Source organism: Nocardiopsis sp. NPDC006832, assembly GCF_040635885.1.
Classification (GTDB): domain Bacteria; phylum Actinomycetota; class Actinomycetes; order Streptosporangiales; family Streptosporangiaceae; genus Nocardiopsis.
Window position 1 is genome coordinate 45,528 of record NZ_JBEYLC010000003.1, and the last position, 22,370, is coordinate 67,897.

Here is a 22,370-nt window from a genome sequence, read left to right on the forward strand (position 1 = left end):
CAGGTTCGGGATCGGGGCTTGCCGCGAAGACACGGGCCGCCGAACCTTGAGATATGACGCGAGAACACGTCGTACCTCACGGAAGCATCCCGCTCTTCCCCCGTCCTCACAGCACGCCTCCCCCGCCGCGGCCTCGTCACCCGGGGTGGCCCTCCGTGCCGTTGGGCACACCACCTCCCGACCGCGAGCTGCTGTCGGGCGTCCTGCGGCCGGTGTTGGCGGAGCTGTCGGGGGACGCGTTCGCCTTCGGTCGCACCGCCGCCTACCTGTGGGGCGTGGACCTGTATCCACGGGGCACCAGGGTGACCCGGACACGGCTGCACGTGGCGGTGCCGGCCGGGGTGGAGAAGGTGTCGCGGCACGCGGTGATCCCCCATCGCGAGCTGCTCGCCCCGGCCGATCGGGCCCTGCTGAGAGGGGTGCGGCTGACCACGCCGGCCCGCACCGCGCTGGACGTGGCCCACGGAGCCGAGAACCTGTACGACGCCACGGCGGCGCTGGATCGGTTCCTGGCCCTGGGACTGGTGGATCCGAAGGGGCTGGGTGCGGCGCTGTCGCGGCACCCACGCGGTGCGCGGCCCCGGCTACGGCGGGCGGTGTACCTCTCCGATCCGGGCGGTCGGTCCCCGGCGGAGAGTTGGACCCGGGTGATGGTGTGCGCATCGCGTCTGCCCCGGCCCAGGACCCAGTGTCCGGTGGAGACCGCGCAGGGGCTGTTCCACGCCGACCTGGGGTGGCCTGAGCACCGGGTGGCGGTGGAGTACGACAGCGCCGCCCACCATTCGGCCCGGCACGAGCGCGCCAGGGACCGCGTCCGCTACCGGGCGATGGCGGACGCGGGGTGGCTGGTGGTGTCGATCGGGGTGCACGACCTGCAACGTCGTCCGGCCCGGTTGATGCGTCGGCTGCGGGACGCACTGCTGGCGCGGGGTTGGAACCCGACCCGGGCCGAACGCGAGCGGATCCGCTGGGCCATTCGCCGGTTGGAGACCCGCCCGCCCCGGCCGGTCGGGGAGGTGGGCGCGTGAACCGGAGTCCGCACCACCGGGACGCGAAGGCACACGACCACCGCCCACCACACCCGGACCAGGGCGCGGGGGTGGTGGAGTACGCCGCGCTCCTGACCCTCATCGCGTCGCTCGCGGCCACGCTCACCGTGATCGCACCACGGGTGGCCGAACCGTGGGGAACTGCCGCGGAGCGAGCCCTGGACCCGGGATCGACCACGACCGACCACGAAGGCACACCGTTCGGTGACGGGGACCCGGACCCGGTGGAGATCGCGGAGACGGTCCTGCGCTGTCTGCCCACCCCGGACCCGGTGGGGAGGGTGGACTGCGCGCTCGCCCTGTTGGGGCTGTTGGACTCGGACCTGTTGGAGGCCACGCTGTTGCGACTCACCCCCGAGGAACTCCACGACCTGTTCGCCGGGGGCGGGTTCGACTCGACCGTGGCGGCGCGCACGGCGGTGCGGCTGGTGTGGGAACACGGCTCGCGACGCCTGCTGCGGGCGCTGGCGGAAACGGAGACCTTCGGCTTCCTCCAGGGGTACCTGGAGTCCCCTGAGATCCAGTACACCCTCCGTTTCGTCGGTGTCGGAAGGGATTATGTGCGGGTCGTGCTCGAACGGAGCGGTGAGTGACCGCGTCGTACTCCCCGTAGGCGGTACACCCCCACTTCGAACCGCAGAAACGAGGCGTTGTCAGTGTCGACATCGATGCCTTTCACCGACCCGGCGGACCAGGCTCCGACGCAGAGCCCGGACTGGCCGATGACCCTGCTCGTGGTCGCGGTCTGTCTCACGGTCATCGCGAGTGGTTGGGGGGTGTCCCGGCTGGTCCTCAACGGCGGTTCACAGGGGGTGTCCACCCCGGTGGAGGACCCGAGTCCACAGACCCATCCACCCGAGGAGCGGAGCGGGGAAGCCGACCCCGCGGACGCGGAGGCCGTCCTGGAGATGGCCGCGGAGGAGCTGAGATCCTCGCCCTCGGTACAGGTGAGCTACGCCCAGTACTCGCAGGGCACGGAGGCGGGCCGGGGTTGGGCGCGCGCGGGCGAGGACCTCGACGTCGAGTTCGAGCACTACCACCGGACCGGGGAGGGCGTGGAGGTGTTCCGGTACGAGCTGGCCGACGCGGGCCACCTGATGACCGCGGAGAAGGGCCTGGACGGGCTCACCCTGCTGGACCCTCCCACGGAGGCGGACCTGCGGTTGTGTTCGGTGGATTTCCTCCTGGCCACCATGGACGCGCTGGTGGAGTCCGCCGTGGGACTGGAACTGGTGGAGATCGAGGAGGTTCGTCTGCCAACGGGCCCGGAGGGGGTCCCGGCGAGCACGCACACCGCGCACCGGTACTCGGGGAACTTCCCCGCCTCGATGGGCGGCTACGACAGCGACACCGGCCGCAACACGCTGACGCCTCTACCGAACGCCGAGTTCGACCTGTGGGTCGACGAGGAAGGTCATCCCCGCCGGCTCAGCTACGAGACGGCCGACGGGGACGGGGAGACCTACGACTACCACGCGGTGACCGAATGAACGGTCGACCGGCTCAGAGCGCTCCGGCTCGCGCGGTGACCAGGTCGGGGACGCTGACGGTGTCGTCGAGTTCGTAGGCGTAGGGCGGGTCGGGGACCTCGCCGCGCAACTCGGGCTGTTCGGAGTCGACCAGCAGGTTGTCGCGGGTGACGACGTCGCCGGGTTCGTCGTCCTCGCTGGAGACCGACAGTGGGGTGCGTTCGAAGTAGTTGCCCTCGACCAGCACCTTGGAGCCCTGGGCAGAGCTGACCCCGTACTCGGGGTTGTCCCGGAAGTAGTTGTTGAACACGTGGACGTGCTCGGCGTTGCGGGCGCGCGGGTGCCGGGAGGTGGTGCCGTCGAAGAAGTTGTGGTGGACCGACACCCGCAGCGCGCCGGTGTCGTCTTCGGCGGAGCCGATGGTGACGGCGGCCTCGGCCTCGACGAAGTGGTTCCAGGACAGGGTGACGTGGTCGGCGCCGTCGGTCACCATGACGAGGGCGGCGTCGCCTTCACCGGTGAAGGTGGAGCCGTCCACCCACACGTGGTGGGCGTCGCCGTGGACGGCGATGGCGGTGCCGTCCACGTCCATGCCGACGTTGGCCACGATGACGTTCGTGGAGCCGTCGACGTCCAGTCGGCCATTGGTCAGTTCGGCGCCCTCGCCCACCCCCAGGACGGTCTTGTCGGAGCCGACCGCGATGGTGCCGTCGAGGTCGATGTCGCCCTCGACCTCCACCACGAGGGGTTCGTCGGAGGAGAGGTGTTCGGCGAGGTCGTCGGCGTCGGTGGCGGTGACGGTCTCCCCTTCGGCGCCACCGGTCACCCCGGGATGTTCGGCGTCCTGGCCCTCGGCGCCCTCCTCGGTCTCCTCGGCCTCCTCGGCCTCCGCACCGTCCCCGCCGCCTTCGCCGTCATCGGCGTCTTGGCCGTCTTGTCCGTCCTGGCCGTCCTGGCCGGGTACCGCCTCCACCGTTCCGGGCTCGGCCGCCCAACCCACCGGGGCGCCGTAGGGCCGTTCCTCCTCTGGCTCCTGCGGCGGTGGACTGCTCTCGTCGGCGTCCTCCGGGTCCGGATTCACCGCCGCGCCGGTGGGCGTCTCGGTGTTCTCGGCGGTTTCCTCGGAACGGGAGCAGGAGACCAGGGCCGCACACAGCAGGACCGCGAGACAGGACGCGGCGAGGGGGTGGATTCGCATCTGGAACTTTCCAACGAGCGGGGAGGGAGGGGGTCGAATCGTACCGATTCTCTCAGGCCCGGGGAGAGCGTGGGCAAGGCGGTCCCCGGCCGCGCACGAGCGAGGGCGCCGCCCCCTTGTTCGGGGGACGACGCCCTTTCGGTGGTGTTCGGGGCCGCCGGGACGCTCACCGCGCCCGGAGGTCGGAGGCGACCGTGGAGGTTACTCCGCGGCCCAGCCGATGTCCTCGTACACGAAGTCGGCGGCCAGACCGAACTCACCGAAGTTGTGCAGGTCGTCCTTCATGACCCAGAAACCGGGACGCTCGAACAGCGGGATGGTCAGGACCTCTTCCCACAGCAGGGCGTCGATCTCGTTGGCGATCCGGGCGTACTCGTCCGGGTCGGTCTCCACCGCCATCTCGTCGAACAGCTCGTCGACCTCCGGGACGGAGTAACGGCTGACGTTGGCGCCCCAGTTCTCGCCCTCCTCGTCCACGGGCATGCCGTAGTTGCCCTTGGAGTCGGAGGAGAAGGGGGAGGTGCCGGTGTAGACGAAGGTGGCCAACTCGTAGTTGCCGGGGGTCACGTACTCGGAGAAGAGCGCGTTGGCCGGCACCTGCTGGACGTCGACCTCGATGCCCACCTCGGCGAGCATCTGCTGGGTCATCTCGCCCTCGTCGACGGCCAGGTCCATGCCCTCGGAGGCCACGTAGGCCAGGGTCAGGCTGTCGCCGTCCTCGTTGGTGCGGACCTCCTCACCGTCCTCCAGGGTCCAGCCGGCCTCGTCCAGGAGCTCGGCGGCGCGGTCGAGGTCACGCTCGCCCAGGTCACCGCTGTTGTCCTGGTAACCGTTCTGGCTGGAGCGCAGGAGGCGGTTGACCTCACCGGTGATCGGCCAGTCCACGGCGCCGAGGGCGACCTCGGCCATGGTGTCGCGGTCCATGGCCAGGGCGACGGCCTGTCGGACCTTCTTGTCCTCCAGGCGCGGGCTGGAGCCGTTCAGCGCGGTGAAGCGGTGCCCGTGGTTGACGGCGCGGGTGAAGTAGGCACCCTCGCTCTCCATGTCCTTCACGCGCTCGTAGCCGGCGGCGTCGTAGCCGAGGTAGAAGGCGTCGACCTCACCGTTGGCGAAGGCACCGGACTGGGCGTTGGTGTCCAGGCCCGCGAAGATGATGCGGTCGAGCTTGGCCTCGTCGCCCCACCAGTCCTCGTTCTTGTGAACGGTGATGCGGGAGGCGACGTCGTCGAACTCCACGTCACCGAACGGACCTGCGGTGACGGGGATGTCCTTGTCGTAGCCCTCCAGGAAGAGTTCCTCGTCCTCCATGTACTCCTTGGGGTACAGGGGGGAGAACAGGGTGGGCCAGTCGCCGAAGGGCTCGCTCCACTTGATGGTGAAGGAGTACTCGTCCTCACCCTCGACGATCTCGTCGATCCGCTCGTAGCCGGTGCTGGAGAGGATCTCGAACTCGCTGCCGCGCTCACCCTTCATGGTGGTGGCGAGGGCTTCGTAGTCCTCCCAGGTGATGGGCTCACCGTCGGACCACACCGCGTCGGGGTTGAGCACGAAGTCGGTCTCCAGACCGTCGTCGCTCACCTCGTAGTCGAGGACGTAGTTCTCGTTGGCGGCGAACCCGCCCTCGGCGTCGAAGCGCATCGGGGACGGCATGACCGCCGCCATGACACGACGCACGTCGCCCTTGTTGCCCTGGACGTGGTGCATGTTGTGCTGCTCTTCGTACTCGCTCAGGGCCCAGATGAAGTCACCTCCGTCCTTGAGGTCGTCGCGGTCCGCGGGGTTGAGGTCGTCGGCCGGCAGGGACGCCTGCTCTGCCTGGGCGTCGCCCTCGTCTTGGCCGTCGTCGCTCGCGCAGGCACTGGCCAACAGCACCAGAGCGAAAGCGGGGGCGAGGTAACGCGCCTTCCCGATACGCATGGGGATTTCCCTCCTAGGGATGGTGTGACCGGTGCGCGGGGCGGCACCGGCCGTGCCTTCGAACCGTGGATCAGACAAGGTCGCTACGCCGTTCCGCGAAGTGGCAGGCGGATCCCTGGTCCCCACCGTTGGTGGGACGGATCGTCGGTTCGACGCTCATGCACTGCTCCTGGTCGGACTCCGAGAGAGTGATGAACTTCTGGCACCTCGTTCGGAAACTGCAACCCGAGGGCGGATTCGCGGGACTGGGGAGGTCCCCTTCCAGAACGATGTGCGTGCGTGCCCGTTCCCGTTCCGGGTCCGGAACGGGGATGGCGGACAGCAGGGCTTGGGTGTAGGGGTGACTGGGCCGGGTGTAGATCGACTTGGTGTCGCCGATCTCCACGATCTTGCCGAGGTACATGACCGCCACCCGGTCGGCGATGTGCCGGACCACGGACAGGTCGTGCGCCACGAACAGGTAGGCCAGACCGAGCTTGGCCTGGAGCTCCTCCAGCAGGTTGATCACACCCGCCTGGATGGACACGTCCAGTGCCGAGACCGGCTCGTCCAGGACCAGGAGCTTGGGTTCCAGGGCCAGGGCCCGGGCGATGCCGATGCGCTGACGCTGACCACCGGAGAACTCCGCGGGGAAGCGGGTGGCGTGCTCGATGTTCAGTCCGACGAGTCGGATGAGCTCGTAGACGCGCTCGGTGACCTCCCTCACCGGAACCTTGTGGGTGCGCAGCGGCTCGGCGATGATGTCGAAGACCGGCATACGCGGGTCCAGGGAGCTCATCGGGTCCTGGAACACGATCTGCATGTCGCGACGCAGCCCGAACCTCTCGCTTCGGGAGAGCGTGCCGACCTCACGGCCCATGACCTCGACGCCGCCGCGCTGTGGCCGGTCCAGGCTCATGACCTCCATGAGGGTGGAGGACTTGCCACAACCGGACTCCCCGACCAGGGCGAGGGTCTCCCCCTCCCGGATGTCGAAGTCGATACCGTCCACGGCGTACACCGTGCCGACGCGACGCTTGAAGACCGCGCCCTTCATCAGGGGGTGGTGCTTGATCAGGTCCTGGACCCGCAGCACCTCGGCGAGGTCCTCCCGGTCGCCCGTGGCGCGCACCGGCTCGGGGATCTCCGGCACCGGGTAGATGTCCTGGGCGGTCCACCCGCCGGCCTCGATCTCGGCGGATCGGACGCACGCCACACGCTGGGCGTCGGTGTCCTCGTCCTGGTCCACGTCGGTGTCGGAGGCGCGCGAGCCGATGGTGAGCAGCTCGGGCTCGGCCTCATCGCACTCGGGCCGGGCGATGGGGCAACGCGGAGCGAAGGGGCACCCCGGGGGCAGGTCGGACAGCGACGGCGGATTGCCCTTGATCGGCACCAGCGCGCCCTGGTCCTCCAGGTCCATCCGGGGGACCGCGCCGAGCAGGCCCATGGTGTAGGGCATGCGGCTGCCGTAGTAGATCTCGTCGACGCTGCCGATCTCCACGGGACGGCCCGCGTACATGACCAACAGTCGGTCCACGAACCCGGCGACGACGCCGAGGTCGTGCGTGATCATGACGATCGCGGCCCCGGTCTCGCGCTGGGCGGTACGGAGCAGGTCCAGGATCTGCGCCTGGATGGTGACGTCCAGGGCCGTGGTGGGCTCGTCGCAGATGATGACGTCGGGGTCGTTGGCCATGGCCATGGCGATCATGACGCGCTGGCGCATGCCGCCGGAGAACTCGTGCGGGAACGAGCGGTACCGCGCCTCGGGGTTGGGGATGCCCACGAGGGTCAGGAGTTCCACCGCGCGGTTCCGGGCCCTGGCCTTGCCAGCCTTGGGGTTGTGCACCAGGAAGGCCTCTGCCAGCTGGTCGCCCACGGTGTACACGGGTGTCAGGCCCGACAACGGGTCCTGGAAGACCATCGAGATGACCTTGCCGCGTTTGCGGGCCATCTCCCTGTCGTTCTTGCCGAGGAGCTCCTCACCGTGCAGGCGCACGGAACCGGTGATCTCGGCGTGCTCGGGCAGCAGCCCCATCGCGGCCATGGAGGAGACGGACTTGCCGGACCCGGACTCGCCGACGATGCCCAGGACCTCACCGGAGTGGACGGCGTAGCTGACGCCGCGCACCGCCTTGACGTCGGGGTTGTTGTTCATCCCGGGGAAGGTGACGGTGAGGTCGCTGACCTCCAGGACCGGGGTGCGGGCCGTGTCGTCGTTGTTCGTGGACTCGTTCTCCACGATGGTCTCGGTGCTCATTGGTGTGTCTTCCCCCTAGGACCGACGCGACTTGGCGGCGGGGTCGAGGGCGTCGCGCAGCCCGTCCCCGATCATGTTCACGGCCAGGACCAGCAGCACCAGCAGCACCGTCGGGAAGATGAAGACCCAGGGCGCCGTGGTGGCGAACGAGGCGCCGTCGGCGATGACCACGCCCAGGCTGATGTCGGGCGACTGAACGCCCAGACCGAAGTAGCTCAGCGCGGTCTCGCCGATGATCGCGGCGCTGACCATGATGGTGGCGTCCGCGATGAGCAGCGACGACATGTTCGGCAGGATGTGCCGGAAGATGATCTTGTGCGAGGGGACGCCCATGAAGCGGGCGGCATGGATGTACTCGCGTTCACGGAGCGAGATGGTCAGTCCCCTGACCATCTTGGAGGTGACCATCCAGCTGAACGCCGCCAGGAGGATGACCAGGATGAGCCAACCTCCGTTGCCGACGAAGTGCCGGGACAGGATGGCGAGGATGACGAAGTTGGGCAGCACCAGGGCCAGGTCGGCGATCCAGGTGAGGGCCTTGTCGGTGAACCCGCCGAAGTAGCCGGCGAAGGCACCGATGACGGCCGCCATCGCGGTGGAGATCAGCGCGACCAGCAGGCCGATGAGCATCGACTTCTGCAGACCGGCCGTGGTCTGGGTGAAGATGTCCTGGCCGGTTCGGTTGGTGCCGAACCAGTGATCGGGTGAGATCCCCTCCAGGAGCGCGGTGTAGTCCCGCTCTCCCACTCCCCAAGCGCTGATCAGCGGCCCGAGGAAGGCGAACAGGGTCAGCAGCACCAGGATCACGATGCCGACGATGACGCGTCGGGTCTCGATGAGCTGGCGGGCGATGTCCTTGAACCGGTTGGGTGCCGGTGGCGCGGTGGGCACGTCCGGTGTCGTCTCGGTGACGGTGGTCATGGCGTGGTCTCCAACAAAGCTGCTGCGGGGGCACCCTTGTGGGGCGCGAGGAGGCTGGTCGGTTCGGGGTCGCGGGACATCGTCACACCCTCACCCGGGGGTCGAGCCAGGCGTAGAGGATGTCCGAGAGGAACGACGCCGCCATGATGGTGACGGCCATGAACCAGGAGACCGCGGCGACCACGTGCACGTCCTGGCGGGAGATGGAGTCGATGAGCCAGGCGCCCATGCCGTGCCAGCCGTAGATCTTCTCGGTGAAGGTCGAACCCGAGACCAGGGCGCCGAAGGTGAACGTGAAGTAGGTGATGGTGGGGATCAGCGCGGTGCGCAGGGCGTGCTTGAACAGCGCCCGGCGTCGCGTGAGTCCCTTGGCCATGGCGGTGCGCACGAAGTCCGACCCGAGGACGTCCAGCATCATGTTGCGCTGGTAGCGGGCGAAGGCGGCGAACAGGGCCAGTGCCAGCACCAGGGTCGGCAGGATCGCGTGGTGGATCCGATTGAGGAGCAGCTCCCACGCGTTTCCTTGGAAGCCCGCCGAGTACTCGCCGACGTACTTGAGGAAGGTGAAGCCGAGCCCGTCGTTGATCGCGACCGCGATGACCTGGATGACGATCGCGATGACGACGGTGGGGATCGACAGCACGAAGAAGGAGGCGCCGGTGGCGGCCTTGTCGAAGGCACGGTACTGACGCACGGCGGCGTAGGCGCCGATGGCGATGCCCAGCGCGCTGCCCAGGACGGTGGCGACGGTGATGAGCCGCAGGGTGACCCCGGCCTTCATCCACATCTGGGCGGAGACGTCGCCGCCCTGGATGTTCTTGCCGAAGTCACCGGTGACGACGCCCTTGAGCCAGGTGACGTATCGCTCGGCGAGCGGGGTCTGGTCGTTGAGGTTGAGGGTGTCCAGCTGGGCGTTGACGACCTCGGGCGCCGGTGGCGGCTGCATCTGTTCGAAGTACACGCGCGGCTGCAGGTTGGTGGCCGCGAGAAGGTACGCGAAACTCGTCGCCAGAAAAATCAGGACGACGTAGTTCAGCAGCCGCCTGGCCAGGAACTTGCCCAAAACTATCTCCGAACCTCACACCGAGCCCGGCGCTTGATCTGTGCTTGTGAGTCACCACCACTGGGAGTGATCCGGGTCGGGCAGGGGTTCGCTCGCGCTCCAACCGTAAGGACGGCTAAGCGTTCGCGGTCTCCCGACCCCACGAGGGTCACTCCCAGTGATCGAAGAAACACACTGACATCCGATTCACGTTCCGTAACCGGAATGTCAAGAGTCTGCGCGACGTCTAGACACTTGCCGGTAACCGACGCATCAAGAAAGGACAACGGTGGCGATTTGGACCGCAAGCACTTGGTGAAATGTCGAATTCTACACAGACAGCACCCAGGCGAACACACTTCGTCATTATATACATCCTGAACTGGGGAGACTTCACCCACCAGGGGGCAATTCGGTAAACGGCGTTTACAAAAACCGGGCTCTCCGCGACCCTCGCCCACGGAAACGTCGGCGCTCACGCCACACGCGGAACAAGGCCCACCGGAGCGACGTCGCTCCCCCGAAGACGAGGCCGAATATCACGCAGGGTCACGAGAACCGGCATCGGGGACCCCGAAGCCCGGCCGCCGAACACTCGAATATTTTCACCGTGTGTGACACGAGTTAATGCTCGCTAACGATGGAGGTTGACCCGGACTTGCGCAAGGGGATCGAAGGACCCCCTCCCACCTGCCGGGATACCAAGGACGTGGTCGACACCGGCGGTCGGGGACGTGGTACCAGCGGGGCCACCGAACCGGAACGCAGTACCCCCCACCAGGTACCGAACGCACACGCCGCGTCCCCGGCGACGGACAACCCCGTCCACGCCAGGGGACCCACCAGCGCGGCACCGTGTCGGCGTCGCCAGGAGGCCAGATGCGGCACGGTCAGCAACGCGCCCGCCACCAAGGCCCGACGACCCGCCCTTCGACCCGCGCCGGCCCCACCGCTCCGAGAGCGACCACGCGCCCAGGCCAACGCACCGCCCACGGCCACCCCCGCCGACACCGGCCACCAGGTCGTCCGCACCTCCCGCGCGAGCGCCCGCACCGTGTGCGCGGACTCCACCAACCCGGGACGCACCGCGTCCACCGGCGACAAGGCCACCCCCGAGCGCAGGGCCCCGGCCGTGGCCACAACCCCCGCGGCGGCCACGGTGAGCCCGATCAGGGGGTGTCCGGCCGCGGCCGGCGCCACGGCGGCCAGGGCGGTCGGGCAGACCCGCGGACCGGTCGCACGCAGGCCATGACGTCGGGCCAACGCGGCTCCGGCCGCCCCGAACTCCCAACGCGCGCGCAGGTAGGCGCCGAGTCCGGCGGTCATGGGCATCCGCACCCGGGAGCGGGGTTCGTACCGCACCGACCAGCCGCGCCCGGCCAGTGCCCAGACCAGGTCGGCCTCGGCGACCGCGCCCAGGGCCGGGTCCGACCGGGTGGGTTCGCGGCGCACCACCAGCGCACGGAACGGTTCCAAGGGGGTCGAGGCGAGCACCGGCCCGGGGTCCGTGCCACGGTCGGAGCCCGACGCCCGCAGGGCCGCGATGGTCATGCCCAGGTTCCCGTGGGGTTCCCGAGCGGCCAGGACACGCGGCACGACCGCCGCGACGTCGGGGTCGGCGAAGTGGCCGAGCGCGGCGCGGAGCCAACCGGGTCCGGGTTCGGAACCGATGTCCAGGAAGGCCACGAACTCGGCGTCGCAGGCCCACAGCCCGACCGTCCGGGCGGCGGCGCCCTCCGTGGGCCCCCGGACCACGCGCGCACCGTGTCGAAGGGCCACCTCTTCGGCCGCTCCGGTCACGCCGACCACGAGCACGCGCACGTGGGGGTGCTCGGCGTGGAGGAGGGTCAGGGTCGCGTCCAACGCGCCGGAGTCGATGTCGACGCCGTGCCCGACCAGGACGACCTGGGTGTCGGCTCCGGGTTCGGTGGGTTCGGGGCGTGGGTGGGCCAGTCCGGCGTCCACGAGGATCCGGGCCAGCACGCGTTCATGGTGATGGTCGGGCCGAGCCCCGCTGAGCCGGCGGATCACCGAGCTCACGCCCTCGGCCGGTAACCGCAGGGCGTGGGGTGGGGACCCACCGACGAGGACGTGGCCCTCGTCGGTGAACCGGACGGCGCGATCGATCTCGACACCGAGACCCATGGGCAGTGGTTCGGGGGTTGGCACGGCCATGACCCATACCTTGGCCCGTGATGATGGACACACGCAAGAGTGGACGAAGTGGCAAAATTCGACCCAGTGTCATCTAATTGTTATCTTGTTACGAGAGTCCGCCGGAGCGCCGTTCCCCGCTTCGATCCAACGGTCGAGGACCGTCCCGGACCACTTCATCCCCCCTTTATCCAGTTCAGGCAGGGTTACCCTGTCCGAACCAGGTCGACTGGGTTTCCAGGGAGGCACGGAGCGTATGCTGAGCGCGAGTAGGCCCTTCAGTGTCGTAGGGCACACCGAACACCGGACATGACCATCGCCCATGGGCTGCCCGCAGGCCCCACCACCACACGGCGTGAAGCCCCGCGGCTTCGCCGCCGACACATGTCGCCGCCCTCGTACCGCACTCCCGGCGATACCGAGACGCTTCCCTCCCTGACCCAGGGGGCTTCGCCCCGTGTGTCCACGCGCCGTGACCCACAAAGGGCATGGACGCTCCGAGGGCCAGGCTTCCCATCAGCCCTGCCCGCGCACACACATCCCCGGGGAGTGAACCCACATGTGTGAGACCGCCACCCCTCGTTCCGCGCCCTCGGACCACGACCACTCGACTTCGGCCCCTCTCCACCGTTCCCAACGCCCGGCGAGACCCATGGCAGAGTCCAGAAGCACCCAGAACGCCACCACCCGACAGGACGGCGGCGATCGACGCTCCGCCCGTACGGGGTCCATTCCCAGACCGGCCCGCAGACGCTTTCCCGGTCTGCCGAGCCAGATCTCCTACGCTCGCAGATTCGTGGCCAGGCAACTGGCCGAGTCACCGGAACTGACCACGGCGACGCTGTTGACCAGTGAGCTCGCCACCAACGCCATCAGGCACAGCGCTTCGGGGTGCGACACCGGCAAGTTCGAGGTGTGCGTGCGGCTGGCGCCGGGTTGGGCCCGCGTGGAGGTGCGCGACCTGGGCAGCACGACGGAAGCGCCCCTGCCCCAGCATCGGGACCCCTACGACACGGCCGAGCACGGCCGGGGGCTCGACCTGGTGGAGGCGCTCGCCAGCAAATGGGGCACCGAGCCACGACTTGACGGCCGAGGCCGCCAGGTGTGGTTCGAACTCGAATGGGACGGCGACGACCGTCCCTGTCCCTAGGGGTGTTCGGGCGCCCTAGGTCGGCAATGGGTTACGGGAGACACCTTGGCGCCCGAACGGTGGCCCCGTGGTCTCCGTGACGGTACCGAGGGCGTCGGGCACTCAGCCCTCCGAGCCGGAGGCGGGTTCGGTCGGGGCCGCGGGGGCGGCCGGGGCCGGGTTCGCGGTGGCGGGGTCGGTGGCGGGGAGCTTGAAGCGCTCGTACAGCTCGCGGGCGTAGTCCTTGGCCTCCTGCGAGGGCTCGTCTCCGAGCTCGTCGCGCAGCAGGTCTTCGAGGTTCTTCTTCGCGTCATCCATGGGGGGAAGCCTGCCTGGAGTGCGCGGATAGCACAAATCGACATACCGGTGACACAGAGGAAGCGTCCGAGATCCCCTGATTCACAGGGGTTTCCGGACTTTGGTCCACCCCCGCTTCCGGGCGTGTCGCGACGATGTCACCGCTACGGGCACGGACGACGAAGGGGGCGCCCCGCACGTGGTGTGCGGGACGCCCCCTTCTCGTCGGTCGCGCTCGGGTCAGCGACCGTGGCCGGAGTCCTCTGAGGAGGTCTCCTCAGGCACCCGGTCGGCCTCACCCGTGGCGGTGTCGACCCCCGCCTTGGCACGGGCCTTGGCGCGGCGACGCTCGTAGCGGGCCTGCCCCCTGGCCTCACGCTTCATCCGGCGCACCTCGACCAGCTGGTAGAGGACGGGCACCAGGATCAGGGTGAGCAGCGTCGAGGTGATCAGACCACCGATCACCACGAGGGCGACGGGTGCGGACACGAACGCTCCGCCACCGGCCAGGCCCGTGGCCATCGGGATGAGCGCGGCGATGGTGCCGACCGCGGTCATCAGGATGGGCCGCAGGCGGTGGCGCGAACCCTCGACGATGGCCTCGCCCAGTTCCATGCCCTTGTTGCGGTTCTGGTTGATCAGGTCCATCAACACGATGGCGTTGGTGATGACGATGCCGATGAGCATGAGCATGCCGATCAGGGCGGCGGCGCCGATCGGGGTTCCGGTCAGCCACAGCAGACCCAGCGAACCGGTGGCGGCGAACGGGACCGAGATCAGCAGCATGAGCGGCTGCATCAGGCTCTTGAACGTCGCGACCATGATCAGGTAACAGATGACGATCGCGGCGAGCAGGGCCAGACCCAGCTGGGCGAAGCCCTCGGTCTGGTCCTGGCTGACACCGCCCAGGTCGGCGGTGGCGCCGGAGGGCAGGCTGAGCCCGTCCAGGGCCTGGGTGATCTCGGCGCTGACCGCGCCCAGGTCGGAGGCGCTCGGGTTGGCCGACACCGTGGTGCTGGTGACACCGTCGATGCGGGTGAGCTCCGGCGGCTGCTGGACCTCGACGACCTCGGCCACGTCGGTGAGCTCGATCAGTTGCCCGGTGGGCGTGGCGATCGGCAGTTCTTCGAGCTCGGCCACGGTCTGCGGTGCGTCCTGGACCAGGACGACCACGTCGCGGCGGATGTCGTCGATGGTGGCGGTGCCGACGTTTTGACCGTTGAAGGCGGCGGCGACGGTCTGGCCGACCGCGGCCTCGCTCAGCCCCTGCTCGGCGGCCTCCTCACCGTCGACGTGCACCTCCAGGGAGGGCTGCGACTCGGAGACACCACTGGTGACGTCGTCGGCGCCGTCGATGGCGCGCAGCTCGTCCTCCACCAGCTCGGCGGCCTCGGCCAGGGTCGTCTGGTCCTCGGCGGTGACCCGCACCTCGATGCCGGAGCCGCCCATACCGCCCGTGGAGTCCAGGCGCGGTTCGTGCTCGGTGTCCAGGTCGGCGAAGGTGTCGCGCAGGACCTCGCGGTTGCGCAACTGGTCGGTGTCGGGGTCGGCGGTGATCGTGTAGTCGATCTGGTCGGCGGCCCCACCGCCCATCATCGGGTTGCCACCCACGTTGACCTGGTAGGTGTCGATCCAGGCCATTCCGGCGAGTGCTTCCTCGACCTTGGCGGCCTCGGCGTCGGCGGCCTCCAGGGAGGTGCCCGGTTCGAGCTCCTGGATGGCGGTGTAGCTGTTCTCCTCGGCCTGGCCGAGCCAGTCGGTCTCGGAGGTGGCGGCCAGGGCGACGGTGCCGACCAGGATCGCGACACTGGCCGCGAGGGTGACCGCGGTGGCGGTCTTGCGCTTGGTGGTGATCCAGCGGATGACCGGCAGGTAGGCGCGCTGCAGCGGGGTGTGCATCTCGCGCTCGTGCGCCTTGCGCTCGATCTCCTCGCTCGGGACGTCCCCGACCTCGGCGGGCCGCAGGAACCAGTAGCACAGCACCGGCGTGATGGTCAGCGCGACCAGGAGCGAACCGGCCAAAGCCAGGCTGCTGGTGACCGCGAACGGCATGAAGATCTCGCCGACCATGCCGCCGACGAAGGCCAGGGGCAGGAACACGGCGATGGTGGCGAAGGAGGAGGAGGCCACGGCCGTGGCGACCTCGCGGACGCCGTCCTTGACGGCCGACATCCGTTCCTTGCCGTAGTCCATGTGTCTACGGATGTTCTCCAGGACGACGATGGAGTCGTCCACCACCCGGCCGATCGCGATGGTGATCGCGGCCAGGGTGAGCATGTTCAGGGTGAAGCCGAAGGCCTGCATGCCGACGAAGGCCGCCAGGACCGACACCGGAATGGACACCGCCACCACCAGGGTGGAGCGGATGGACAGCATGAAGACCAGGATCACGATGACCGAGGCGACGAGACCGTAACCGCCGGCCTCGAACATGTCGGTGATCGAGTCGTTGATGAAGGGTGCCTGGTCGAAGACGACGGCGAGTTCGACGTCGTCACCGAGAAGGTCGGACTGCTCATCGAGCACGTTCTGGACGCCGTCGGAGACCTCGACGGTGTTGCCGTCGGGGGTCGCCATGACCATGAGGGCGATGCTGGGGTTGCCGTCGAGTCGAGCGATGGAGGAGGCATCCTCGGTGACCATCTCGACGTCGGCGACCTCGGAGAGCCGCACCGCGGAGGGTGCCGCGGCCGGCGGGGCGCCGGGAATCGCGGCCGACTCGTCGGCGGCGCCCGCGGAGGGCTGCACCCACAGGTCCTCGATCGCTTCGAGGTCGGTGTGCTGGTCGCCGGTGGTGACGCTGAGGCTGCGACCGTCCTCGTCGATGGAGCCGCCGGCCATGAGCAGGCCGCTGGACTCCAGCGCGTTGGACAGGTCCTGGACGCTCACGCCCGCGTCGACGAGTTCGTCCTCGTCGGGGGTGATCTCGACGCGCTCCTCCGGCAGACCGGTCAGGTCGGCCGAACGGACGCCGGGCACCGACTCCAGTTCGGGGATGAGCACGTTCTCGATGGTGGACGCCATCGCCTGCTCGTCGCCGTTGTCGGAGGCGGCGGCCAACAGCATCACCGGCATCATGTCCATGCTCATGGACATGACTGAGGGATCGACGTCCTCGGGGAGCATGCCGGCGATCTGGTCGACGGCGACCTGGGCCTCGCGGACCAGTGCGTCCTGGTCGCGGCCGTAGTCGAACTCCGCCATGATCTGCGCCGAACCGGTGCTGGAGGTGGAGGTGATCGTGTCGATGCCCTCCACGCCCTGCAGCGCCTGTTCGAGGGGTTCGGTGACCTGTCCTTCGACGACCTGGGGGGTCGCGCCCTGGTACTGGGCGGAGACCATCACCATCGGCAGGGTCATCTCGGGGAAGAGTTCGCGCTTGGCCGAGAGCGCGGCGAAGGTGCCGAAGAGCAGCACGGCCAGCGTGATGAGGAGGACCAGCGCCCGGTTGCCGAGCGATATGACCGAAAGGCGGTTCACGCGCGCATCCCTTCCGCGTGGGGGGCGGTGGGTCCGTCCGGGTACCGCTCGCCGTGTGCCGTGATGGCCGGTCTGGACATGAGAGGTGCTCGCTCCTAGCTCGCCGGGTGATGGGACGGTTCCCGGACCGGGGGTGCGCCCGTTCGTGGTCGAACGGGCGACCTTGGGCACGGGCCGATCCGCGAGTCGTGTGATGGGGGATGCGGGTGTTCGTTTCGTCCGGGGCGGGACGCCCGCTCGGGTAGACCCGTCGTCGGGCCCCGCATCCGCCGGGCGCACGCTCACCTTACGTCGCGTTATATCGGAAGTTGCGCCGACTCCGGAGAGTTCAGGGAACTATCAGGGAGATGTCAGTCTTCCGTCAGGGTCGGTATCGACCAAAGTTAGGGACACTCGCCGGGTGAGGGGGACCCACTGGCCCGAAGTGGATCTTCACGCCGACAGGGGCGACTGCCGAAGGTGTAACGGACATCACGATGACCGATTCCGGTCATCCGGAAGCGAGCACGGGGGGTACACGCGATGCGCACCCGTACGCATGCGTCGGGTGAGCGGCGACGGCGCGGCGGGGTGGTTCAGACGGCTCGGGGCTGTTCCTCTGAGGGGGCGAGCGTCTCGTGGGGCTGGGTGGTGCCCCAGACCACGTGGAGGAGGTCGTCCAGGGCATGGACGAGGGATTCGTCGACCAGTTCGTAGCTGACCTGCCGACCCTGGGCGTGCGTGCGCACGAGTCCGCAGTCGCGCAGGCAGGCCAGGTGGTTCGAGACGTTCTGCCGGGTGAGCCCGAGCCGGTCGGCGAGCCCGGCCGGGTAGTCGGGCCCCTCCAGGAGGGCCAACAGCAGACGGCACCGGGTGGGATCGGACAGTGCGCGTCCGAGGCGCTGGATCGCGGAGAGGCGTTGCTCTGAGGTCAACATGAAAACCATTGTACATTTTTTGCTGTATAGACAGTGCAGGCTGTATAAACAGTCTTGAGTGTACTAATGGATCTGAGGACGGGGGAACGATGGGCGTGGGACACGACCACGGGCCGATCACGGCCGGGGCCGCCAACAAGCGCAGGCTCGCCGTGGTTCTGGTACTGATGCTCACCGTGGCGGTGGTCCAGGTCACCGGGGCCGCGTTCAGCGGCAGTCTCGCCCTGCTCGCCGACGCCGGACACACCGTCACCGACTCCTTCGGGGTGGCCTTGGCACTGGTGGCCGTGTGGATCGCCGGTCGGCCGGCCACGGGCAGGCGCACCTTCGGACTCCAACGCGCCGAGATCCTCGCCGCGGCCGTCAACGCGATCGTGCTGTTCGTCCTGTGCGGGTTCATCGTGCTGGAGGCGGTCGACCGGTTCCGCGAACCCGCCCAGGTGTCCGGGCTCGGCATGATCGTGGTCGCCGGGTTCGGCCTGGTGATGAACATCGTGGCGATGTTCGTGCTGAGGTCGGGCGCGAAGGAGAGCCTCAACGTCAAGGGCGCCTACCTGGAGGTGATGAGTGACGCGCTCGCCTCCGTGGGCGTGATCATCGGCGGTCTCATCGTGCTCTTCACCGGGTGGCAGCAGGCCGACACCCTGGTCTCGCTCGCCATCGCCGCGATCATCGTGCCCCGCGCGTGGTCGCTGCTGAAGGAGGCCGTGCACATCCTGCTGGAGGCCGCGCCCAAGGGCATGGACCTGGCCGACCTTCGCTCGCACCTGATGGGGCACCCCGCCGTCATCGACGTGCACGACCTGCACGTGTGGACCATCACCTCCGGGGTCCCGGTGATGTCCGCGCACGTGGTGGTGGCCGAGGAGGACCTGCACGACACCGGACGGATGCTCGACGAACTGCACGAGTGTCTGAGCGGACACTTCGACGTGGACCATTCGACACTGCAACTGGAGCCGCCGGGCCACGCCGACCACGAGGGCGCCCGCCACGACTGAACCCCGCCACCACCGATGACACCGTTCACCTTCTCGTCTCGCGCCACTTCCACGTACCACCTCGCCCCTGGCCCGTGGCACCATCGGACGGGTTCACGAATGAGAAGGTAGAAGCAGCGGTGGGTCGAAAAGACGGTATGAGTAAGGTCGCTCCATGAGCAGGAAGAACCCGGGCTCCGTGCGACTTTGGTGGAGACGTCTTCCCTGGACGATACGTAGACACAGTTCGGGTATCGCCACCCAGGCGCCCGAGGTCACCCATCGGGAGATCGGCGCTTGGCGCAAGCCCGCCAGGGCCTTCCTCACCATGTTCCTGTCGGTGAACCTGGTGGGCACGTTCCTGCTCATGCTCCCCTTCACCACCACGGACGGCCAAGGGCTGGACCTGGTCCCGGCGTTGTTCACCTCCACCACCTCCCTGGCCGTGTGCGGCCTGAGCGTGATCTCCATCGGTCAGGACCTGAGTACCTACGGTCAAGTGATCGTCATGCTGCTGATGCAGGTCGGCGGGATGGGCATCATGACCTTGGCGGCCCTGCTCGGAAGCGCCCTGGCCCACCGCTTCGGCCTGCGCATGCGCCTGAACGTGCAAGCGGAGACCCGAAGCCTGGAGGTCGGCGAGGTCTCCGGAGTGGTACGCCGTGTCGTCGTCATCTTCTTGGTGGTACAGAGCACGATCTTCGTTCTCATCACTCCTCGTCTGTGGCTCGGCTACGGCATGACCTGGTGGGAGGCGGCCTACTCCGGGCTCTTCCACTCGGTCTCGTCGTTCAACAACGCCGGGCTTTCCCTGTACGACGACAGCATGACCCGGTTCTCCGGCGACGCCATGATCCTCCTGCCCATCAGTGCGGCCGTGATTTTGGGAGGCATCGGTTTCCCGGTGATCCTCGAGGTATGGCGGAGTCTGCGAAAGGGCGACCGCTGGTCCCTGCACACCAAACTCACGATCACCACGAGCCTCGTGCTCCTGCTGGGCGGCACCCTCCTCATCACTCTCATGGAGTGGAACAACCCGCTCACGTTGGGCGAGCTTCATTGGACGGCCAGGCTCACCGACGGTGTGTTCCACGGCGTGATGCCGCGCAGTGGTGGACTCAACGTCGTCCCCGTGAGCGAGATGACGGACTCCAGTTTGCTGTTCACTATCATGTTGATGTTCGTTGGCGGCGGCAGCGCCGGAACCGCCGGAGGCATCAAGGTGGCGACCTTGGCCGTCCTCTTCCTCGTCGTACTGTCCGAGGTCCGCGGACACACCCGGGTGCACACCTTCGACCGTGCCCTTCCCCCGGACGTGATCCGTCAGGCTCTGAGCCTGGTCTTCCTTTCAGCCACCCTCGTGGCGTTCAGCATCCTGCTCGTGCTGCGCACGACCACGTTCGAGTTCCTCCACGTCCTGTTCGAGATGGTCTCCGCGTTCGGCGTTGTCGGATTGTCCACCGGAATCACCCCGGACCTTCCGGCATGGACCCAGGTGCTGTTGACCGTGCTCATGGTCGCCGGGCGCATCGGTCCCATCACGTTCGTAGCGGCACTCGCGTTCCGTGACCGACACCGTCACTACACCTTCGCCGAGGCCAGGCCCATCATCGGCTGAGACAGCACACCGCGCAGTCCAACCCACGCAAGGAGGGGTCTTGCCCCAGATCGACCGACGCAACGATGACAAGCGCATCCTCATCATCGGCCTGGGCCGATTCGGTAGTTCACTGGCCCTGGAACTGGTCCGGCGCGGTTGGGAGGTCCTGGGTATGGACTCCAACCCGCGCCTGGTCCAGTCCTACGCCGACGTGCTCACCCACACCGTGATCGCGGACTCCACCGACGAAGACGCCCTACGCCAGGTGGGGGCCCACCAGTTCAACCTGGCGGTCGTGGCCATCGGCTCCCATCTGGAGGAGAGCATCCTGACCGCTTCGCTCCTGGTGGACCTGGGAGTGAAGAGCATCTGGGCGAAGGCGACCAGCCGTAGGCACAGTCGGATCCTGGAACAGGTCGGCGCGCACCACGTGGTACTGCCCGAACATGACATCGGCGAGCGAGTCGCGCACCTGGTCTCGGGCCGGATGCTGGACTACGTCGAACTGGAGGAGGGGTTCGCATTGGGCAAGACCAAGGCACCCAAGGAGATGTTCGGCAAGACCCTGCGAGAGACCCAGGTTCGGCAACGGTTCGGCATCACCGTGGTTTCGGTGAAGCGGGTGGGGGCCTCCTTCACCTACGCCACCCAGGACACCGTGTTGCACAAGGGAGATCTGATCGTGGTGGCCGGCAGGACCGACGACGTGGAACGGTTCGCCGAGAGTCAACGTCCCTGAACCCTCCCGGAGGACCGGACCGTGATCGAGGCGCCAAAGCGGACAAATTGACAACCGTTTTCATTTTCCCGAAAATGGTCCCATGAGAACCAGGACCTCCGTGCGCACCGCCGCCCTCGGCGCCGCCCTCGCCATGATCATCACCGGCTGTGGAAGTGAGGGCGGTGACACCGGTGGCGACGGGGTCTCCCCCGCCGACGCCGACCTCACCGTCGTCACGGGGGTCTACCCGCTCGAATGGCTGGCCCAGGAGATCGGTGGGGACACCACCGCCGTCGTCCAGCTGACCGAACCCGGCGCCGAACCGCACGACCTGGAGCTCACCGGCCGCCAGATCGCCGAGGTCAGCGAGGCCGACATCGTGTTCCACGTGGGCGGCCTCCAACCCGCCGTGGACGAGGCCGTCGCCCAGGAGGGCGAGGACGCCTCTCTCGACGTCGCCGACCTCGTATCGCTGCGCCCCGCCGACGGTGGCGAGGACGACGACCACGGTCACGACCATGACCATGAGGGCGAGGACGGGCACGACCACGAGGACGGGCACGACCACGAGGGCGAGGACGGGCACGACCACGGCGAGCACGACCCCCACTTCTGGCTGGACGTGGACCTGATGGCCCAGACCGCCGAGGCGTTGGCCGAACGCATGGGAGAGGCGAACCCCGAGGGCGCCGACACCTACCGGCAGGAGGCCGAGCGGGTCGCCGACGAATTGGCCGCCATCGGCGATGAGTACGAGGAGGGGCTGTCCTCCTGCGAGCACCGTGAGGTCGTGGTCGGACACACCGCCTTCAGCTACCTGACCGACCGGTACGACCTGGAGCAGATCGGCGTCAGCGGGGTCGACCCGGACAGCGAGCCCTCCCCCGCGCAGATCGCCGACATCGCCGACATCGTCAACGAGCGCGACATCTCCACGATCTTCACCGAACCGCTCATGCCCGCCGAGACCGCGGACACCATCGCGGCCGAGACCGACGCTCAGGTGGAGGTGCTCGACCCCCTGGAAGGCGTGACCGATCAGTCGCCCGGCGACGACTACCCCTCGATCATGCGCGGGAACCTGGAAGCGCTGACCACGGCGCTCTCCTGCGAATAGCCACCGGCCCCGCAAGGCCCCGTCGATACTTCGGCGGGGCCTTCGCGCGTTACCGAGCGTTCATCCGCGTCACTTTCAGACCAAGGTCCCAAAGCAACTCACAGACTCCTGACCAGCAACGAAGCCATGATTGGGCGTCT

Annotated in this window: 17 protein-coding genes; 8 read left to right on the forward strand and 9 right to left on the reverse strand. The window is 68.2% G+C overall.

Features of this window, described 5'->3' with window-relative positions; all coding sequences use genetic code 11:
* Positions 1-155 precede the first annotated feature (155 nt).
* The 3 genes from ABZ717_RS02150 to ABZ717_RS02160 all read left to right on the forward strand — a co-directional run bounded on the left by ABZ717_RS02150 (position 156) and on the right by ABZ717_RS02160 (position 2,539).
* Positions 156-1,028 carry a hypothetical protein gene (locus tag ABZ717_RS02150; RefSeq protein WP_358504205.1) on the forward strand — a complete coding sequence of 291 codons (873 nt, stop codon included), beginning with the start codon at positions 156-158 and terminating at the stop codon, positions 1,026-1,028.
* The gene (locus ABZ717_RS02155; protein ID WP_358504208.1) at positions 1,025-1,642 is read left to right on the forward strand and encodes a hypothetical protein; all 618 of its coding nucleotides are present in this window, start codon (positions 1,025-1,027) and stop codon (positions 1,640-1,642) included. The genes ABZ717_RS02150 and ABZ717_RS02155 overlap by 4 nt, the downstream gene beginning before the upstream one ends.
* Before the next feature lie 75 nt (positions 1,643-1,717).
* A complete protein-coding gene (locus ABZ717_RS02160) occupies positions 1,718-2,539 on the forward strand; it encodes a hypothetical protein (protein ID WP_358504211.1) in 822 nt (273 codons plus the stop codon).
* Between the two features lie 13 nt (positions 2,540-2,552).
* Here ABZ717_RS02160 and ABZ717_RS02165 read toward each other — a convergent pair whose 3' ends face one another.
* The 6 genes from ABZ717_RS02165 to ABZ717_RS02190 all read right to left on the reverse strand — a co-directional run bounded on the left by ABZ717_RS02165 (position 2,553) and on the right by ABZ717_RS02190 (position 12,010).
* Positions 2,553-3,716, reverse strand: coding sequence for a pectate lyase (locus tag ABZ717_RS02165; protein ID WP_358504213.1), 1,164 nt, complete (start codon positions 3,714-3,716; stop codon positions 2,553-2,555).
* 201 nt (positions 3,717-3,917) lie between these two features.
* The gene (locus tag ABZ717_RS02170; RefSeq protein ID WP_358504216.1) at positions 3,918-5,633 is read right to left on the reverse strand and encodes an ABC transporter family substrate-binding protein; all 1,716 of its coding nucleotides are present in this window, start codon (positions 5,631-5,633) and stop codon (positions 3,918-3,920) included.
* A gap of 70 nt (positions 5,634-5,703) precedes the next feature.
* Positions 5,704-7,872, reverse strand: a complete 2,169-nt coding sequence (locus ABZ717_RS02175; RefSeq protein WP_358504219.1) for an ABC transporter ATP-binding protein — start codon at positions 7,870-7,872, stop codon at positions 5,704-5,706.
* A gap of 15 nt (positions 7,873-7,887) precedes the next feature.
* A complete protein-coding gene (locus tag ABZ717_RS02180) occupies positions 7,888-8,793 on the reverse strand; it encodes an ABC transporter permease (protein WP_358504222.1) in 906 nt (301 codons plus the stop codon).
* Positions 8,794-8,875: 82 nt separating this feature from the next.
* Entirely contained in the window at positions 8,876-9,856 is a 981-nt protein-coding gene (locus tag ABZ717_RS02185) for an ABC transporter permease (RefSeq protein ID WP_358504225.1), read from the reverse strand.
* Positions 9,857-10,459: 603 nt separating this feature from the next.
* Complete coding sequence (locus ABZ717_RS02190) at positions 10,460-12,010, reverse strand: family 2 glycosyl transferase (protein ID WP_358504228.1); 1,551 nt, start codon at positions 12,008-12,010, stop codon at positions 10,460-10,462.
* 631 nt (positions 12,011-12,641) lie between these two features.
* Between ABZ717_RS02190 and ABZ717_RS02195 the strand changes: the two genes are divergently transcribed.
* Positions 12,642-13,139 (forward strand): ATP-binding protein, encoded by a 498-nt coding sequence (locus tag ABZ717_RS02195; protein ID WP_358504231.1) that lies wholly within the window; start codon positions 12,642-12,644, stop codon positions 13,137-13,139.
* Positions 13,140-13,241: 102 nt separating this feature from the next.
* Here ABZ717_RS02195 and ABZ717_RS02200 read toward each other — a convergent pair whose 3' ends face one another.
* From ABZ717_RS02200 to ABZ717_RS02210, 3 genes are all read right to left on the reverse strand, one after another.
* Positions 13,242-13,436, reverse strand: coding sequence for a hypothetical protein (locus tag ABZ717_RS02200; protein WP_358504234.1), 195 nt, complete (start codon positions 13,434-13,436; stop codon positions 13,242-13,244).
* 219 nt (positions 13,437-13,655) lie between these two features.
* A complete protein-coding gene (locus ABZ717_RS02205) occupies positions 13,656-16,895 on the reverse strand; it encodes an efflux RND transporter permease subunit (RefSeq protein WP_358504237.1) in 3,240 nt (1,079 codons plus the stop codon).
* Between the two features lie 575 nt (positions 16,896-17,470).
* Positions 17,471-17,812: a metalloregulator ArsR/SmtB family transcription factor gene (locus tag ABZ717_RS02210; RefSeq protein WP_358504240.1), complete on the reverse strand. Its 342-nt coding sequence runs from the start codon at positions 17,810-17,812 to the stop codon at positions 17,471-17,473.
* 89 nt (positions 17,813-17,901) lie between these two features.
* Here ABZ717_RS02210 and ABZ717_RS02215 point away from each other — a divergent pair, with 89 nt between their 5' ends.
* From ABZ717_RS02215 to ABZ717_RS02230, 4 genes are all read left to right on the forward strand, one after another.
* Entirely contained in the window at positions 17,902-18,813 is a 912-nt protein-coding gene (locus tag ABZ717_RS02215) for a cation diffusion facilitator family transporter (protein WP_358504243.1), read from the forward strand.
* Between the two features lie 154 nt (positions 18,814-18,967).
* A complete protein-coding gene (locus ABZ717_RS02220; RefSeq protein ID WP_358504245.1) occupies positions 18,968-20,410 on the forward strand; it encodes a potassium transporter TrkG in 1,443 nt (480 codons plus the stop codon).
* Positions 20,411-20,450: 40 nt separating this feature from the next.
* Positions 20,451-21,131, forward strand: coding sequence for a TrkA family potassium uptake protein (locus tag ABZ717_RS02225; RefSeq protein WP_358504248.1), 681 nt, complete (start codon positions 20,451-20,453; stop codon positions 21,129-21,131).
* 82 nt (positions 21,132-21,213) lie between these two features.
* Entirely contained in the window at positions 21,214-22,230 is a 1,017-nt protein-coding gene (locus ABZ717_RS02230; protein ID WP_358504251.1) for a metal ABC transporter substrate-binding protein, read from the forward strand.
* Positions 22,231-22,370: the final 140 nt, after the last annotated feature.

Excerpts from the sequence above, each read along its gene's own strand:
- ABZ717_RS02160 (WP_358504211.1), top strand. The coding sequence starts at position 1,718 with ATGCCTTTCACCGACCCGGCGGACCAGGCTCCGACGCAGAGCCCGGAC.
- ABZ717_RS02165 (WP_358504213.1), bottom strand. The coding sequence starts at position 3,716 with ATGCGAATCCACCCCCTCGCCGCGTCCTGTCTCGCGGTCCTGCTGTGT.
- ABZ717_RS02170 (WP_358504216.1), bottom strand. The coding sequence starts at position 5,633 with ATGCGTATCGGGAAGGCGCGTTACCTCGCCCCCGCTTTCGCTCTGGTG.
- ABZ717_RS02175 (WP_358504219.1), bottom strand. The coding sequence starts at position 7,872 with ATGAGCACCGAGACCATCGTGGAGAACGAGTCCACGAACAACGACGAC.
- ABZ717_RS02180 (WP_358504222.1), bottom strand. The coding sequence starts at position 8,793 with ATGACCACCGTCACCGAGACGACACCGGACGTGCCCACCGCGCCACCG.
- ABZ717_RS02190 (WP_358504228.1), bottom strand. The coding sequence starts at position 12,010 with ATGGCCGTGCCAACCCCCGAACCACTGCCCATGGGTCTCGGTGTCGAG.
- ABZ717_RS02195 (WP_358504231.1), top strand. The coding sequence starts at position 12,642 with ATGGCAGAGTCCAGAAGCACCCAGAACGCCACCACCCGACAGGACGGC.
- ABZ717_RS02200 (WP_358504234.1), bottom strand. The coding sequence starts at position 13,436 with ATGGATGACGCGAAGAAGAACCTCGAAGACCTGCTGCGCGACGAGCTC.
- ABZ717_RS02210 (WP_358504240.1), bottom strand. The coding sequence starts at position 17,812 with ATGTTGACCTCAGAGCAACGCCTCTCCGCGATCCAGCGCCTCGGACGC.
- ABZ717_RS02215 (WP_358504243.1), top strand. The coding sequence starts at position 17,902 with ATGGGCGTGGGACACGACCACGGGCCGATCACGGCCGGGGCCGCCAAC.
- ABZ717_RS02220 (WP_358504245.1), top strand. The coding sequence starts at position 18,968 with ATGAGCAGGAAGAACCCGGGCTCCGTGCGACTTTGGTGGAGACGTCTT.
- ABZ717_RS02230 (WP_358504251.1), top strand. The coding sequence starts at position 21,214 with ATGAGAACCAGGACCTCCGTGCGCACCGCCGCCCTCGGCGCCGCCCTC.